At 48.3% G+C, this 16,087-nt stretch carries 13 protein-coding genes; 8 read left to right on the forward strand and 5 right to left on the reverse strand.

Annotated elements, in window-relative coordinates; genetic code table 11:
• The first annotated feature begins 392 nt into the window (after window positions 1–392).
• The 4 genes from C9J01_RS18870 to C9J01_RS18885 all read left to right on the forward strand — a co-directional run bounded on the left by C9J01_RS18870 (window position 393) and on the right by C9J01_RS18885 (window position 6,135).
• On the forward strand, window positions 393–827 hold the full coding sequence (locus tag C9J01_RS18870) for a TetR/AcrR family transcriptional regulator (RefSeq protein ID WP_107299689.1): 435 nt from the start codon (window positions 393–395) through the stop codon (window positions 825–827).
• A gap of 102 nt (window positions 828–929) precedes the next feature.
• A complete protein-coding gene (locus C9J01_RS18875; protein ID WP_146157094.1) occupies window positions 930–1,250 on the forward strand; it encodes a hypothetical protein in 321 nt (106 codons plus the stop codon).
• Window positions 1,251–1,456: 206 nt separating this feature from the next.
• On the forward strand, window positions 1,457–3,598 hold the full coding sequence (locus C9J01_RS18880; protein ID WP_107299691.1) for a glycoside hydrolase family 2 protein: 2,142 nt from the start codon (window positions 1,457–1,459) through the stop codon (window positions 3,596–3,598).
• Between the two features lie 164 nt (window positions 3,599–3,762).
• Window positions 3,763–6,135 (forward strand): GH36-type glycosyl hydrolase domain-containing protein, encoded by a 2,373-nt coding sequence (locus C9J01_RS18885; RefSeq protein WP_158264564.1) that lies wholly within the window; start codon window positions 3,763–3,765, stop codon window positions 6,133–6,135.
• Window positions 6,136–6,242: 107 nt separating this feature from the next.
• On the opposite strand, the gene C9J01_RS18890 is transcribed toward C9J01_RS18885, so the two are convergent.
• From C9J01_RS18890 to C9J01_RS18910, 5 genes are all read right to left on the reverse strand, one after another.
• A complete protein-coding gene (locus C9J01_RS18890; RefSeq protein ID WP_107299693.1) occupies window positions 6,243–8,435 on the reverse strand; it encodes a beta-glucosidase in 2,193 nt (730 codons plus the stop codon).
• A gap of 9 nt (window positions 8,436–8,444) precedes the next feature.
• Complete coding sequence (locus C9J01_RS18895) at window positions 8,445–8,963, reverse strand: hypothetical protein (protein ID WP_107299694.1); 519 nt, start codon at window positions 8,961–8,963, stop codon at window positions 8,445–8,447.
• A 199-nt stretch (window positions 8,964–9,162) separates the two neighbouring features.
• On the reverse strand, window positions 9,163–10,482 hold the full coding sequence (gene xylA, locus C9J01_RS18900) for a xylose isomerase (protein ID WP_107299695.1): 1,320 nt from the start codon (window positions 10,480–10,482) through the stop codon (window positions 9,163–9,165).
• Window positions 10,483–10,697: 215 nt separating this feature from the next.
• Entirely contained in the window at window positions 10,698–12,158 is a 1,461-nt protein-coding gene (gene xylB / locus C9J01_RS18905; RefSeq protein WP_107299696.1) for a xylulokinase, read from the reverse strand.
• A 129-nt stretch (window positions 12,159–12,287) separates the two neighbouring features.
• Window positions 12,288–13,139, reverse strand: coding sequence for a helix-turn-helix transcriptional regulator (locus C9J01_RS18910; protein ID WP_107299763.1), 852 nt, complete (start codon window positions 13,137–13,139; stop codon window positions 12,288–12,290).
• A 169-nt stretch (window positions 13,140–13,308) separates the two neighbouring features.
• On the opposite strand from C9J01_RS18910, the gene deoC reads away from it, so the two are divergent.
• From deoC to C9J01_RS18930, 4 genes are all read left to right on the forward strand, one after another.
• Window positions 13,309–14,010, forward strand: a complete 702-nt coding sequence (gene deoC, locus C9J01_RS18915) for a deoxyribose-phosphate aldolase (protein WP_107299697.1) — start codon at window positions 13,309–13,311, stop codon at window positions 14,008–14,010.
• A gap of 61 nt (window positions 14,011–14,071) precedes the next feature.
• Window positions 14,072–14,986 (forward strand): ribokinase, encoded by a 915-nt coding sequence (locus C9J01_RS18920; RefSeq protein WP_107299698.1) that lies wholly within the window; start codon window positions 14,072–14,074, stop codon window positions 14,984–14,986.
• 9 nt (window positions 14,987–14,995) lie between these two features.
• Window positions 14,996–15,490, forward strand: coding sequence for a D-ribose pyranase (rbsD, locus tag C9J01_RS18925; RefSeq protein ID WP_107299699.1), 495 nt, complete (start codon window positions 14,996–14,998; stop codon window positions 15,488–15,490).
• A gap of 198 nt (window positions 15,491–15,688) precedes the next feature.
• Window positions 15,689–15,970: a hypothetical protein gene (locus C9J01_RS18930; protein WP_107299700.1), complete on the forward strand. Its 282-nt coding sequence runs from the start codon at window positions 15,689–15,691 to the stop codon at window positions 15,968–15,970.
• Window positions 15,971–16,087 lie beyond the last annotated feature (117 nt).

A 16,087-nucleotide genomic window follows, 5' to 3' on the forward strand; every position in this document is an offset into this window, starting at 1 on the left:
TTTGAGCCACTACAAATTATAGCTAACAATTTTTGCCTCTTAACGTGGTGTTACCTTCTACTCACCCAGATTTAAGCCAATGCAGCAGACTTATGCGCAGGCGAACTTTCAAACGTACTTCTGTACAACTCCTTCATAGCGGGCACTTCTGCTCAGAAATGTCCAAAACCTTGTTACCCATCCACACGCACCGCGTAGGTAGTGGCTGAAAGGGCGCTCTACCGAGAACGTGCACTCTTCGGCCTTGTTGGTGTTTACCCGTCTAGAGAAGTACAGAGCTTCCAAACAGAAAATAGAAGACTGGTGTATGCTATATGCAAACGGTATACTGTCCGAAGTTCGAAAAATGCCAGAGTTACAAGCAATTGTGCTTCAGATAGGATTAACGCAAAATGCCAAGAGTCAGCCAGGCGGTAGCAAGACAAACGCGACAGAAAATTATTGATACAGCTTATGAACTGCTGTTGGAAGAAGGGATAGAGCAACTTACTTTCACCAACATTGCCAAGAAGGCCGGTATCAGTCGCTCTGGCATTAATGCGCACTTCAAACGCAAAGACGACCTCTTTAACGAATTGAAAAGTAAGATAGTAGATAGGTTGGTATCTACGTTTAACTTCAATTCTCCACAAGAGTTTTATGAAAGCTGGATCACTAACTTTAATTCGGACGCTGAGTTCAGAAGGATCATCGTCGGTGCCGGTGCCTTTTTCTCTATGGATGATGGGATTAACGGCTTAAAAGACGCTATCAAGGGCAATCCCGTTGAAGTTGATATGTATATCAAAATGGCTGTTGGCCACTCTGTGATCAATACGATGAAGTAGGTATACATTAAAGAAAAATAGCGGTCATCATCCGTTATGTGTCATAATCATTTGAGTGAAAGTTGCTCATTGGATTACGACACCGGTAAAGCTATGAAAGCAGTGGAAATACACATTTTTAAGTCAAAGTCTCTTGGCGTTTTCTTAGCGACAGCTGCCCAAGGCATTCAAGGTCGAGCAGGGAAAAGGGCTATTGAACGCGCGATGTCTTACATTGGCTCAACAGATGGGCTCGAGACGTTATTACGTGCTGATGACTTAGAGCATGAAGTCATTCCGACATCCATCTTTGGTGAAAACCGATCGGTATTTCGCCAGCTTCGGCATAAAGAAGGGTTGATGATGATTGGTGCAACACCACGCATCGAAGTGTCCCGGCTGATCTCCTACAGTGGCGAGCGGATGCAGTTGAATGAGAGTTAGAGGTTGAGTTTAATTGCTCTTTGTGCGTATTTAACATAATTAATACAATGCGTACTGGGTATGCAAAGTATTCAATCAGCCAAACCCATTTTAAGGGACATAATCTCAAAAAACACATCCCTGTGCTTACTTACTAAATATCGTAATTGTTGTGATTTATTGCTTGTAGGAGTCTGACGGTAATTTTAATACTGTTGGACTTTACCATGGATAAATTGAAACAAAAGATCCGAATGATAATGGCGATTGCCTATATCATCGCGATTGTTTTAGCCTTCTTGGGCAATTATCTCGACGGCTGGCTTGCGATAGCTGCCCTTGTTATTGCCGTCATTCCTACCTTTGTCGCTCTGCTTTTAACGACCATAGGCCTGCTTGCCAAGTTTCATCCTGTACTGTTATCGAAAATGTGGAATAAGTTTATCCAGCGCAGCGAGTTGCCTGAGGTCAAACAGCCAGACCATACGTCCAGTGATTGGCAGCAGTGGTTTGCTGATCAGTCAGTGAACGGCTGGAAAGTGACTATTACAGATAATCACAAAACGCCTTGGAGTGATGAAGCGATAGACCAAGATTGTCCGCTCCCGGAGTACCCTCGTCCGCAGCTCGAGCGTGAACGCTGGTTGAACCTCAACGGTCTTTGGCAATTTAACGTCCTGCCAAAGGAAGAGGAAGTAAACAGAGACTTCCCTGGGCTTATCCAGGTGCCTTACCCGATAGAGTCGGCTTTGTCGGGGGTCGGTCGCCCTGTGTATGGCGGTGAGAAAATATGGTACAAGCGCCTGTTCTCGGTGCCAGCAGACTGGAGTGGCGAACGTATCATCCTTCATTTCGGTGCTGTTGATTGGCAGGCGAACGTTTACGTCAATGGCCAATTCCAAGTTGAGCACACCGGTGGCTATACCCCGTTTTCGGTTGATATCACGGATGTGGTTAACCTTGATGGTGAGAACGAAATTGTTGTCGTCGTCTATGACCCAACAGATTCGAATGAACGAGAAGATGAAGCGCGTCAGAAAGGGAAGCAGACTCTGTGCCCGACCGATATCTCTTATACCGCAAGCTCAGGTATCTGGCAGACAGTATGGCTTGAGCCGGTATCCCAGTGCCATGTCAAAAGTGTTATCGCCAATGCCAACGTAAAGGCAGGTTATGCGGTGATCGAGACGAAGACAACTGGAAACACTGCCGGTATTACAGCCCGCATCACCACGCTTTGCGATGGCAAAACGTTCGTCGGCAAACCTGGTTTACCTATTACGGTGATCACCGAAGACAAGAAATTGTGGAGCCCGGAAGATCCGTACCTCTACCAAATCCGGGTAGAATTGTTGGACGGTGAGAAGGTTATCGACAGCGTTAACAGCTACTTTGCCCTGCGTGAAGTTGGCAAAGAGCGTATTAATGGCGAAGTTGTGCTGACGCTCAACGGCAAGCCTATCTTCCATCACGGTCCGTTGGATCAGGGCTTCTGGCCTGATGGCCTCTACACCCACTCGTCTGACAGAGCGCTGGTCTTTGATATCGAGCAAATCAAAGCGATGGGCTTCAATATGGCACGCAAGCACATCAAAGTTGAGTCTGCGCGTTGGTACTACCATGCCGATCGCCTGGGCCTGATGGTATGGCAGGACATGCCAAGCGCAGGGAGCTTCACTTCGGGTTCTTACTCAATGTGGCTGGATTACATTCAACACTTGGCCCCGTTTGGCGTTAAGCACGTTATGGTTCGCGATGATGACTATGAAGGTTGGAACCGAACCGAGCACTCGAAAGCCCTGTATTACAAAGAACTGGAAGAGATGATGGATGCGCTTCGCGTGAACCCTTCCGTTGTCTGTTGGATCCCATTTAATGAAAACTGGGGTCAGTTCGATGCGATTGCGGCAACCGACTTTATCAAGAACAAAGATGCGACCCGGCTTATCAACAATGTCTCTGGTGAACAAGATCAGGGCGTTGGGGATGTGTTTGACTGCCATATCTACATGCAGGATCTATGGTTGCCGATTGACCGGTCGAATTACCGGGCGAGCGTAATCGGCGAGTATGGCGGCAAGACCTGGAAGGTCCAGGAGCAAGCTTGGTCAGACGGTAAGATTTTCAGCTACGGTGAAACCGAATCTATCGAGGACTTCCGCGGCCAGTATCGGGAGTTAATGATGAGTGAGGTTAAGCCTTTGATCGAAAGAGGTCTGGCTGCGACCGTCTACACTCAGATCACTGACGTGGAAGGTGAGATAAACGGCCTTATCACCTATAACCGCAAGGTGACCAAAGTCATTCCGGAAGACATGCGTGACACTCACGAAACCTTGTACAAGGCATTTGAAAAGCGCCTTGGCTAGTTGAAACAACATCTGCCCCCTGTAAAGGGGGCGGTAAGTCCCCTCTCCCGCTTTATGATATTTACCAAACCCTACCTATTATTTTGCAAAGCAGACGGGGGTCGATTATTTGAATTATCAAATACGCCATTGTTTCCATGAGCATGAAATATAAAGGGAAATACATGGACACAATATTTAACTCAGATTCAAAACTGTTCAAAGGCTATAGCATTTATGGTGAATGGATTGTCAAGCACGGCTTACCTACATTCAACTACACGGCAAACCCGCTAACGCTGAAGCAAGCTGAGTGGGACCCTATCGTGTTGCCAAAAACTCGCCGCCATCCTCATGTCATAGGTAACACGGCAATCAAAGCCGTCGTTGATAACATGGGTACGGCTTCTATCTTCACCGAAACGGAAGTGATGCGCTACATCGTCTCTGCAGATCATGACAAAGGGGGCTCCGGCCTGACGTTGATTGACGAAGCTGACGGGACAACATGGGGTACCAGCATGTACACGGCCCCAGAAGGTGTCGTTAGCCAGCGTCAGTTCGGTCCCCAATTCTTTTCGGTGCTACTGGAGAACAAGGGCATCACGGTCGAGCGTGAGTTGATCATGCCGGAAGGCGATACTCCGTGGGTCTTTGTCCGTGTTCGGGTGTCAGCGCAGGAAGCGAAATCATTCAAGCTTAATGAAGAATGGGCGGTGAGCCCGCTCTATTTGCAGTCTTTAACCCGTAATACAGTGCGCAAGAAGATTGCAGAGATGGCGGTGAGCTACGACGTTGAGCTTGGTCGTCAGATCGCTCGTGCACAAGAGATCATCAACAATGATGATATTGATGATGACGAGGTGGATGGCGAGTTTGCCGGCTCACCGGTTGAACTCATGTTGGAGTCTTTGGGTAGCGCTCCCGTCGATGTGAAGGCATCGGATGATAAACACCCCGTTTTGTCTATCAGCACAGATGTTGAATTAGCGGCAGGCGAAACAAAAGCGTTTTATTTCCGTTTCGGTCTGTTTGATGACCAGCCTCTCGAGGCACCAGAAACCTTCTTCGAGAGTACAATCGAAGTGGCGAAATCGCGTATGGTCAAGGCTGAATCTGATCTTGCGCCTGAAGTGGCAAAAGAGCTCATGTGGCACTCGGCTACTGCTTACGGGCTGGTTAACCGAGATGATGTCTTGGGGGGATATACGCTTAACCAAGCCGGTAACTATGGTTTCCACTTTGGTATCAACGCAGCCGCCCGTGACCCATTCCTCGATTCGATCCCGATGATGTATGTGGAGCCCAAACTAGGCTTGCAAGTGCTGCGCAATACATGCTCTTGGGCTGATGAAGAAGGCGCACTGCCCTTTGGCCTGCAAAGTGACAAGACGCCGGAAGGTTTTGGTGCCAAGCCCTCTGACATGAATCTCTATGCATTATGGTCGGCTTCTGAATATGCTGCTGTGACGGGCGATTTGCAGGCATTTGACGAGATGCTGCCCTCCCACCCGGAATATGCCATAGCACCTCTGACTCTAAAGGGTAACTTAATCCGTCAATATAACTATTTCCACAACGTGGTAGGCCGCGGCCTGAAAAGCCATGTCCGTGTGATGACTGGTGATTGGCAAGACGTTGCTCTTTTGGTTGCCGGTGATCACGCAAAAGAGATGATTGAAGTCGGTACATCTGTGCTGAATACGGCTGCAGCTGCCTTCATTCTGCCTCGATGGGCTGCATTGCTCGAGAAGCTCGGCGAAGCAGATCTGGCGAAGCAGGCCCGTGATGATGCCGAAGACCTAGCAAAGGTGCTCCGTGAGGGCTTTAACGGTAAGTGGTTCGATCGTATTTACGGACCGGAAGAGCTTGTTGCAGGTCGGGATGAAATTTGGTCTGACGTTAACGGCATGGCGCTTAATTCAGGTGCTCCGACAGCCGAGCAAGCCAAATCGGTCATTGATGCATGGAAGGAAGTGGCAGAAAACAGCCCGCTTGGTGTTCGTGCGATGTGGCCTCACAACCTTAATGGCGAAGAAGCTTATGGTGGTATCTGGGTTATCTTAAACATGTTTGTGACAACCGGTGCCTTGAAGTACGATACGGATTTCGCGCTAGAGAACTTCCGCAAAAATGCCCTCACAAGCCATGCGCGCGCTTATCCCTCTCTTTGGGAAGGGGTACTTTCTGGCCCTGATTGCTGGAATGCACCAGAGTCTCGTCGTGCCGGTCGTACATGGGGAGCATGGGGGGAAGATCTTGCCGGCCAGGATATCGAAGATGATGATCCAGAAGCGGGCATGTCCATGATGTCTGCACAGAGCTTCCCTGTCGGTAACCCGCATACCCATACCGCTTTGATACTGTCTTACATTCGATTGGCAGGTATCGACGTGGACAATGAGGGCTGCTTGTTGATCAATCCGGGAATTGGCTCATTTGAGTCCAAGATCATGAAAGTGAACAAAGACGGCTCAGGTTGGATCCAGGCAGAGCACACATTAACGGTGAAATCGGTCAATGGCACCTTCACCGGCAAGGGACTGATTGAGTTCTAGTTTGGTTAGGTCGATGTAAAAGAAAGCCCCTTTTTCAAGGGGCTTTGTTGATACTCAAGAAAGCAAGCGCCAAATTAGCGCTTGGTCTTGGTCTTGATATAAGGCAATTAGGCTGATTTCTTATCGCAAGAGCCAACAGCCGCATCAATCATGATCAGACTGTCTGCATTGGAAGAGTTGCCCACATAGAGCTCGTAATCCATATCTTCGAAGACAAACTCCTGCCTTTCCGGTGAGAAGTACTCCAGCTCTTTGAGCATGACATCAACTGCCACCGTTTGTGTCTCGCCGGCTTTGACGAATACTTTCTCGAAACCCTTGAGCTCTTTCTTGTGACGCTCGACCGATGAGCGGGCGTAGCCAACGTAAACCTGGACCACTTCCTTACCGTCAATATTACCGGTGTTGGAGACCTTGGTCGTCACCCGAATGCGATCATCATAAAGTTCGTATTGCGGCTCGCTGAGTTCAAACGAGGTGTAACTCAACCCATGGCCGAATGGATACATCGGCTTGATACCTTTCTTATCGAGCAGGTAGTAACCGTGGTAGTAATCGTAGGTAAACGACTCACAATTTGCCTCAAAGTGCGGCAGGTGGTTTTCACTATAAGGTACGGTGAATGGCAGTTTACCGCTCGGGTTAACGTCACCAAACAGGATGCGTGTCAGTGCCTTCCCGCCTTTCTCACCGGCGTACCAGTTCATTAGGATTGCAGGGACTTGGTCGTCCCAGTCGGCAGTCATGATCATAGAGCCCGATACAATATTCACCACAGTGTTTGGATTAATTCTGCCGATTTCACGGATCATTTTGCTCTGGGACGTTCGTACACCCAACTGTGCACGATCACCCCCTACCCCCTTGCCTTCTTCGTTTGAAGCGGCGATGTGCTTAGACGCCTTATTACCGCTCCACTCAAGGAATTTGGCCTTGTAAGGCATACCTTTGTTTTCGAAACCTTTGCGCATCAAAGGTCCCAGCGCCACATCCTTATCTGGGACAAGGTACTCACCCTCGTCGGTATGGTCACAGCCGGCAAAAATAAGGACCGCATCTACCTTGTTCGCGTATTGTTTAGCTTTGGTCACTTCAGTGTCACTGCAGTGAATAATCTCTACAGTATCGCCGAAGTAATCCTTCAGTGCTTGCAGTGGTGCGCTGGTTCTGCCATTGCCGATTTGGCTACTGCCCCTGTCGCCGGTATTGGCGGTGAGTGCAAAATTACCGACCACGAGTAGTTTCTTGATATTCTTGCGAAGAGGAAGCACATTGCCTTCGTTCTTGATAAGCGCCATTGACTCTTCCGCAGCCCGCTGGGAAAGTGCGATATGATCCGGGTTATTGAGCAGGTGGGGACCGTAGTTCATCTGGTCTTCTTTGTCGGTAAATGACATCACCGTTCGAATAACTCGCTCACAGGAAAGGTCAACATAACTGACGTCGATTTCGCCTGACTCCACTTTTTCTTTCAGTACTTTGTGATAGTGGATCGGCATTGGCATCTCGACATCCATGCCCGACTCAATGGCTTTTTTGGTATCGCGGGCGCCAAAAAAGAAATCGGTAGAGATAAAGCCTTCGAAGCCCCACATGTCGCGAAGGATAGTTGTATTTAGCTCCTTGCTTTCACAGACATGGCTACCGCGGAATTTATTGTAAGCGCCCATCAAAGAGGCCGCACCGCCATCAACGACCGCCTTTTTGAAGTGCGGCAAGTAAATTTCGTGAAGCGAGCGGTCATCGACTTGAATATCAACCTTGAAGCGTGAGTTTTCGATGTTGTTCATGGCATAGTGCTTGATACATGCCATCACCCCATGCTTCTGAACCTCTTCGGTCAGCTGCAAGCCAAACTCACCGACATGGTATGGGTCTTCACCGTACGTTTCCTGAGCGCGTCCCCAAGCAGGATGGCGCAGCAGGTTGATACAAATCCCGGCAAAGTAGTTCCCTTTCTTGTAGGCTCGCACTTCTTTGCCTATTGCATTCCCAATTTCGGCTTCTAGCTCTCGGTCAAATGATGCACCACGCGCCATTGAAACAGGGAAGCAAGTACCGCCATCCATTACAACACCACGAGGACCGTCAGAAAATCCGAGCGGTGGGATACCAAGCCGATCACAGCCGAAGGTTTCGATTGGTTTAGGGTTGTAGGGATTGCCTAGCTTGGTATTGCCAAATACATCCCAATCGCCCGATAGGAGAAGACACTTTTCTTCCAGTGTCATTTGTTGAACCAGCTTGTTAGCTAGCGATTCATAATGCCCTTGATCAGCGCCAATTTTGTTGTAAAACATGATTCACCCTTAGATTTGTGCCAATTTGATACTTGTTTGATCGATAGAGCCCAGGCGGCCACCCAATGTCGCCACCTTATTTGCGAGGAAGACAGAGTAGATACCTTTGATAAAGACAAAATGCGCAGCAGGGATCCCGGAGTCAGCATAAATGAGGCTGCACAGGACGACTGCAGGGATCGTCATGGTGATGCTGTAACGAATAAAAAGTAGCGCGAAGTTTTTGAAGAAGCCGTTATTGAGATACTTCTTGAGATCTTTGTGTTTGTTTTCTTTATACCAAACGCCACGCGCGTTGTTTTTCTTACTCCATTTTTCTACTTCATTGCGGGTGAAAAACAGCACAAAGAAAATCAGGAAGAAATTCATGATTATGAAGTCCATTATCATGCTATTACTGCCGCTGATTGCCACATAGGCCGTACTAATCGAAAGTGCTCCAACAATACTGTTGATCACCGCATTGATAATCACTTGAAATTTTGCGCCCTTCAAGACGAGGGCGTCGTATTTGTCTGTCATGTCCATTTGATAATGTCTCAGATCGAGGTGGATAGAAATTGTGTGTTCAACTCATAATTTGCGCTTATTTTGTCAATGACAAAATTACGATATTTGACAAAATATACCCGCCAGATGTTTTGTGTGTTTTATGTCTCGTTTAATTTCGAATTAAAAGAAAGCCCCTGCAAGGAGGGGCTTAACGTAATATTCCAAGAGACAACGGTTATTTAAATAAAACCTGGTTGATTTTATTCTCTAGCATTTCTTGCTGACCTGAAACATGCTGCGGATTGATATTGGCTTCAGTTGCGTGATGGGCAAGTTCCTCTAGGGTAAAGTTACCGCTCATGATTTTTGAGCCCAATGTACCGTTCCAGTGCTTGTAACGTTGTGCGACATTTTCGGCCAAGAAGTCGTGTTCCAGCATGTCTACCGCTCTCTCTAGCGACTTGGCCATGGTATCCATACCGCCGATATGGCCATGGAATAGATCTGCGCCATCGATAGACTGGCGGCGTAGTTTAGTATCGAAGTTGAAACCACCGGTCGTGAAGCCGCCGGCTTTTAGGATTTCGTAAATAACCAGTGAGTTTTCTTCTACTGAGTTAGGGAACTGATCGGTATCCCAGCCTAGTTGGGCATCGCCACGGTTGGCATCGATAGAGCCAAAGATACCCAATGATGTTGCTGTTGCAACTTCATGTTGGAAACTGTGGCCAGATAGCGTGGCATGGTTGGCTTCGATGTTGACCTTGATTTCGTTCTCAAGGCCGAATTGTTTAAGGAAGCCGTACACAGTGGCTGTATCGTAGTCATACTGGTGCTTGGTAGGCTCCTGAGGTTTAGGCTCAATCAAGATGGTACCGCCGAAGCCGATTTTGTGTTTATGCTCAACGACCATCTGCATGAAGCGCCCTAACTGAGCACGCTCTTGACGAAGATCTGTGTTCAGCAGCGTTTCGTATCCTTCGCGGCCTCCCCACAGTACGTAGTTTTCACCGCCAAGACGTTTTGTTGCTCCCATTGCATTGAAAACCTGGGCTGCCGCATAAGCGAACACTTCTGGGTTTGGGTTGGATGCGGCTCCTGACATATAACGTGGGTGTGAGAATGCGTTCACAGTCCCCCAAAGCAGCTTCATACCTGTTTCGCTTTGCTTTTGCTCAAGTACATCAACCATCTGAGAGAAGTTGTTAATGTACTCTTTAAGGTTTGCCCCCTCTGGTGCAACGTCAGTATCGTGGAAGCAGTAATAAGGGACACCTAGCTTTGAAAAGAACTCAAAGGCTGCGTCAGCTTTCATCTTGGCCACTTCCATAGGATCATGGCTTTTCAGCCAGGCGCGATCATAGGTTGCCATCCCAAATGGGTCTGTTCCCTCCCAACAGAAGTTGTGCCAATAACAAGCCGCAAATCGTAGGTGCTCGGCCATTGTTTTGCCATGGATAACCTTGTTTGCGTCATAGTGTTTGAAAGAGAGTGGATTTGTAGAGTCGGTACCTTCGAATTTAATGTTCTCAATACCTTTGAAATATTCAGCCACGATAAGCTCCATATAAGATAATTAGGATTGCTCAACAGTGATACCGATTGGATATGTTCGTAACAATTACGATATTTCTCAAAACACCTTGAAAATAAAATTTGTGTGCCGTAAGTCTCGTTAAAATAATAAACAACGCAGCAGGTAAACCAAATATACGATTAGGTTTTGCCTGCTGCCAGAGTTATAGATTTGAACGAAATGAAATAACGCCTTTAAAGGCTAAAACCTTTAAGCCTTAGGTAAAGCTCCTTAAACGCCTTACGTTTTTTGGCATAGTCCTCCGTTTTTTCACCATGCGGAAGGTGGAATTGAACGATGTCGGGAACCGGACAAATGTCTTCGAGGTTGGCATTTGGTTTCAACCCAAGGTGGGCAAGCCGGGCAGCGCCGAGTGCTGGGCCAACCTCCCCACCCTCACGGTATGTGACCTGGTAACCGAAGATGTCCGTCAGCATCTGACGCCAATAGGGGCTTCGGGCACCACCGCCAATAAGTGTAATTTCGTCTGGTACACCGCTGGCATCATGGAGTACGTCCACCCCATCAGCAAGCGCAAAGCCGACACCTTCGAGTACCGCGTGCGCTATTTCTGCCCGGGTCGTTGCCGGTGTCATCCCGAAGAACACTCCCTTGGCATTGGGATCATTATGCGGCGTTCGCTCACCAGAGAGATAAGGCAGGAAAAGGACCTGTGAATCCTGGAGTGACAGATCGTTTGCTTCAACATCATCAATCATCGTTTGCACCGAGCTATAGCCAGCCATATCTGCATACCAAGCCAGGCAAGATGCCGCACTCAGCGTTACTGACATTGTGTGCCAGGTGTTAGGAATAGCATGACAAAAACTGTGGAGTGCAGATTCTGGTGCAGATCCAAAATGGTCGCAAACCGCAAAGTAAACCCCTGATGTTCCTAGTGACACCATGGCCTGGCCCGGTTTAACAACGCCCACTCCAACGGCTCCCGCTGCGTTGTCTCCAGCGCCCGCCACTACGGCAACATCAGACATGCCCCAGCGCTCTGCGACCTCAGGGGAAAGGGTGCCGGTGACTTCAGTACCTTCATACAGTTTCGGCATGTGCTCCAATGACAGCCCCGTTGCCGTCAGCATCTCACGGCTCCAATTACGGCCTGAGACATCCAGCCACATTGTGCCTGCCGCATCTGACATGTCGGATGCGAAGTCGCCAGTCAGCTTGTAGCGGAGGTAATCTTTAGGTAGCAACACCTTATCGACTCTGTCAAAGAGTTCGGGCTCGTTGTGCTTGACCCATAACAGCTTCGGGGCGGTGAAACCGGGCATCATCAGGTTGCCGGTGATGTTACGGCTGTTCGGGACGCTTGCTTCCAATTGCTCGCACTCTTGCTGGCATCGCCCGTCGTTCCATAGAATGGCAGGACGAAGGATTTCCCCGTTTTTATCCAGCAGTGTCGCCCCATGCATTTGCCCAGCCAGGCCAATAGCTTTGACCTTCGATAGATCTTGCTGTGCGCTCAAACCGTCAATTGCTTCGCAGGTCGCCTGCCACCAGTGCGCTGGGTTTTGCTCTGACCACAATGGCTTGGGTCGAGAAACGGTGAGTGCCACTGTTTTTGACGCTAAGATTTTCCCGCTTTCATCGAGAACAATCGCTTTAACTCCTGATGTGCCTAAGTCGATACCGATAAACATAATGTGTCCCTAAGTTGACCAATTTATCGTTACTATTCATGCCAGTGCAGGCTGCTACAATTACGATTTTTCACATTAAAATAGAAGATGGTGTTTTGTGTGGGTATGGTCTCGAAAGCGTTCAAATGCTTATCCCCACGCTTCTCTCTTCCTAAATTCTGATGGACTGATCCCGACAATGTTTCGAAAGTCACGGGAGAAGTGCAGCGGATCCTTGTAGCCTATCAGGTAAGCTACCTCGGAAATACTGTCGTCACTTTCTACCAGCATTCTGCGTGCCTGCGAGATCCGATAATGCTTGAGCCATTTCAGTGGCGATTGATTAAATGTGGACTGAAAAAGCCGAAACAGCTGGGACTTACTCACCTGGCAATGGGCAGCGAACTTCTCAACGGTCCAGTCTTCGGCGTAATGACTATGAATTTCGTAGATTAGGCTGGTTAACCCGCGATGCTTGACTGGGTCTTGGGTAATTTTGTCCGGCTCGCTTCTGCTCTCTAGTAACATGACGAGTAATTCTGAAATGAGCTGATCGCAGGTAATGTCAGAGAGCAGAGAGTGCTGCTGCATGTGTTCAAACACCTGCTGGAAGATTTCTACTGTACGCTTGTTATCTTCCAATAGGAAAGTAGGCTGCTGATGTACCTGTAGAAATTCCATTATCTTTGTCAGCTTTCCCCCTTCGGCGCGAAACCAGTAAATTTCCCAGGGACGCTTGGGATCAGGGAAGTGCACATGACTGCCATAAACGGGGAGCCAAACCAACTGACCTTTGTGTACATAATGACGCTTGCCGCCAAAAACAACCCATCCGGCCCCGTTCAGGCAATAGATAAACTCATGCCCGCTAACTGATTTCCTGCTTACTTTGTAATCTGGGGTGGTTTCGATATGCCCTCCCCTCAGTATCTGGTGGGTACAAAGCGCGGAAAAGCCTAATGACTCGCGATAAAAGGATTGTTTGATTACCGAGTTTGACATCCTGTCCTCACCATTTCCCAAAATAGGCCTCCATCACAGCAGCGGCAAATTGCGATTTTTATCCATGTTATAAGTAGCCACGTGTATTAATCGGCAACTAGCTAGCGGATAAATTAGAGACAAGATTAGGGACGCTGTCCAGTATTAAATCCGTGTAGGAGTATTATCCATGATCGACTTTAACGATCCTAAGCAGGTTGCCAAAGCCATTCAGTTCACCAATGTAAATCCTGAGCTAACCAAAGATGAGTTAATCGCCCATCTTGAGATTTGTAAGGAGTATGGTTTCGATGCAGCAATGATCGCACCATGCTGGGTTAAAGTTGCAAAGGAATACCTGAAAGGGACGGGTATCCGCGTGGCTACCACGCTTAACTTCCCACAAGCTAATGATACAACGGCAATGAAGGTTGCCCTTGTTCATCAACTAGGCACTGAAGGTGCTGATGAATTCGATTTCCCACCTAACCCTGGTTTCCTGTTGAGCGGGATGGAAGAAGAGTACTACCAGGAAATTAAGCAGGTTACGGAAGCGGCCCACAGCTACGGCATGAAAGTAAAAGTGATGCTTGAATTTGGCTTCCTTCCAACGGATGAACTGAAAATCAAAGCGACTCAATTATCAATGAAGGCCGGTGTTGATTGGGTTAAGCAGTCTTCAGGTTGGGGTAAAGGTGGGTGTGCTGCTACAGAGCACGATGTTCGTATCCTGAAAGAAAATATCCAAGCACCTTGTAAAGTCAAAGTCTCTGGCAAGGTCAATACCATCGAAAAAATGCAGGCGATGTTTGAAGCCGGTGCCGAACTAGTTGGCACCTCTTCTGGCCCAGAAATCGTCAAGCGCATGGTTGGCGATATCAACGCTTACTAATTGGTTAAGCCGCACGGTTGCTTTGAGCCGTGCGGCATTTTCTATGTTAAAGGATGAGTAAATGAGCGTATTCATTTTAGGCAGTTATGCCAAAGCATTGGTTATGACCACTGAGCGTATCCCTTTGGTGGGTGAAACCCTGATCGGAGAGGACTTTCGTCAAACATATGGGGGTAAGGGGTCAGATATGGCTGTCCAGGCTGCTCGTCTGGGTGCGACAGTAATTTACTCCGGTGTGGTGGGTGATGATGCTTTTGGCCATGAGTTCCAATCCCTTATGAAAGAAGAAGGTGTCGACATCGAAGCGTTGCGAGTTACGACGGAACTTGCCACCGGAGCAGGTCTTATCGTGAAGGACCGCAATGCACAGAACGTGATTGTTGTTGATATGGGGGCGAACAAGCTATACAGCAAAGAAGATGTGTTCGAAGCCAAGCCTTTAATGAACGACTGCGACGTCGCGCTTGCTCAGCTAGAAATTCCGCTAGAGACCGCCCTGTATGGAATGAAGATAGCTAAGTCCTTGGGCAAAAAAACGGTTCTAAACCCGGCGCCCGCCCGTGATCTGCGTGGTCTCGATTTGTCTGATGTTGACTACCTGACACCTAATGAAACAGAGGCCCGTGTCGCACTCGGTCTCGAGCCTGATGCTGACTTTACTGATCGTGAAGTCGCTGACATGTTACTGGAAACCGGTTGCAAGTATGTTGTTATGACTCTTGGGGAAAAAGGTTCAGCTGTCTTTACCAAAGACAGTACGCAAATTGTCCCTCCTTGCAAGGTTGAGGTGGTTGACAGCAATGGTGCCGGTGATAGCTTCAATGCCGGCCTTTCCGTTGCGCTGGCAGAAGGCAAACCAATAGAAGAGGCGGTTTTATTTGCCAACGCAACCGCCGCGACATGCTGTACCGACTGGGAAACCGTACCGTCATATAAAGATCGGGCAACGGTTGAAGCTTTTTTAGCCGCGCAATAAGGAAATGAAATGATCCCCAATACCATTCTTCATCCTGAACTGGCCAAGGCTCTCGCCACCCTTGGACATGGTGATACTGTGCTGGTCACTGATGCTGGCTTCCCTATTCCAGCAGGCGCCAATCGTATCGACCTAGGGGTCTTCCCTGGTACTGTTGATGTGTTAGAAATACTGCGTGTGCTGCGTAAAAATATGCAGGTCGAGGTCATTTCCTTTGACACTGAAGTCCGTGACCGGAACCCAATGCTGTATGCGAGCCTCCAGGATATTTACACCGGGGCCGGTTGTGATTTCACTGTTTGCAATCATGAGCAGTTAGTCAACGACGTCGCACCCAACGCCAAGGTGATCATCCGCTCGGGCTCATTCAACGCCTATGCCAATATCGCCTTAACCGCTGCAACCGACGCCCATGCTTGGTTTACCGATATTGAGCCGCTTGATGCCTACATTGAGCGAAGGAAACTCATCAAACAAAACCATGTACCGGTCTTGAAAGACTGATCGTGATGGTAAATAACATAAGCCGTTCAAGAAAGCTTGAGCGGCTTATTTGATTTTATTGCCTTTGCCTTCAGTCGGCATTGAAACGAGACCTTTTCCACACAAAACACAACACTCTAATTCGTTGTTAGATTTCGTAATTGTTCCCGTGACTATTTAAGCGGATACTGTCCTTAATAAGTATTGCGGAGGGCTATTATGCGCGTATCCATAGATGTTAAAAAATTCGGGGTTGAGGCCACGATGACGGATCACCTGGGTGAGACGGTTGGTAAGGCATCCGCATTTGCTTATTCGGATCTACTTTCAGCAACTTTTGATGTGCTGGATAGCCTTGGGGATGTTGCGGATCTGGCGAATGTAAAGGCAATCCACTTCAATGGCGAGCATGGGCGGGATATCCAAATGGATGGGGTACTCGATATCCATGTTGCCAGAAAACTAGAGATGCCATGTGTCCCAGTGCTTATCGGTGCTTAGGTGACCTAGCTCTCATCTTGATAGTAAAAATCACAAACGTATTACATTTACTTGCGCGGCCTCGCAATGTTGTACCGCTTCGCTCAGGTAAAATAAAGGACGATAACCATTAAAAGT

The organism is Photobacterium rosenbergii (assembly GCF_003026455.1).
Taxonomy (GTDB): domain Bacteria; phylum Pseudomonadota; class Gammaproteobacteria; order Enterobacterales; family Vibrionaceae; genus Photobacterium; species Photobacterium rosenbergii.

What these genes read in the sequence shown, in the direction of transcription:
- xylB (WP_107299696.1), bottom strand. Translation starts at nt 12,158, where the DNA reads ATGTTTATCGGTATCGACTTAGGCACATCAGGAGTTAAAGCGATTGTT.
- C9J01_RS18930 (WP_107299700.1), top strand. Translation starts at nt 15,689, where the DNA reads ATGCGCGTATCCATAGATGTTAAAAAATTCGGGGTTGAGGCCACGATG.
- C9J01_RS18890 (WP_107299693.1), bottom strand. Translation starts at nt 8,435, where the DNA reads ATGTTTTACAACAAAATTGGCGCTGATCAAGGGCATTATGAATCGCTA.
- C9J01_RS18880 (WP_107299691.1), top strand. Translation starts at nt 1,457, where the DNA reads ATGGATAAATTGAAACAAAAGATCCGAATGATAATGGCGATTGCCTAT.
- deoC (WP_107299697.1), top strand. Translation starts at nt 13,309, where the DNA reads ATGATCGACTTTAACGATCCTAAGCAGGTTGCCAAAGCCATTCAGTTC.
- C9J01_RS18910 (WP_107299763.1), bottom strand. Translation starts at nt 13,139, where the DNA reads ATGTCAAACTCGGTAATCAAACAATCCTTTTATCGCGAGTCATTAGGC.
- C9J01_RS18895 (WP_107299694.1), bottom strand. Translation starts at nt 8,963, where the DNA reads ATGGACATGACAGACAAATACGACGCCCTCGTCTTGAAGGGCGCAAAA.
- C9J01_RS18870 (WP_107299689.1), top strand. Translation starts at nt 393, where the DNA reads ATGCCAAGAGTCAGCCAGGCGGTAGCAAGACAAACGCGACAGAAAATT.
- C9J01_RS18885 (WP_158264564.1), top strand. Translation starts at nt 3,763, where the DNA reads ATGGACACAATATTTAACTCAGATTCAAAACTGTTCAAAGGCTATAGC.
- C9J01_RS18920 (WP_107299698.1), top strand. Translation starts at nt 14,072, where the DNA reads ATGAGCGTATTCATTTTAGGCAGTTATGCCAAAGCATTGGTTATGACC.
- rbsD (WP_107299699.1), top strand. Translation starts at nt 14,996, where the DNA reads ATGATCCCCAATACCATTCTTCATCCTGAACTGGCCAAGGCTCTCGCC.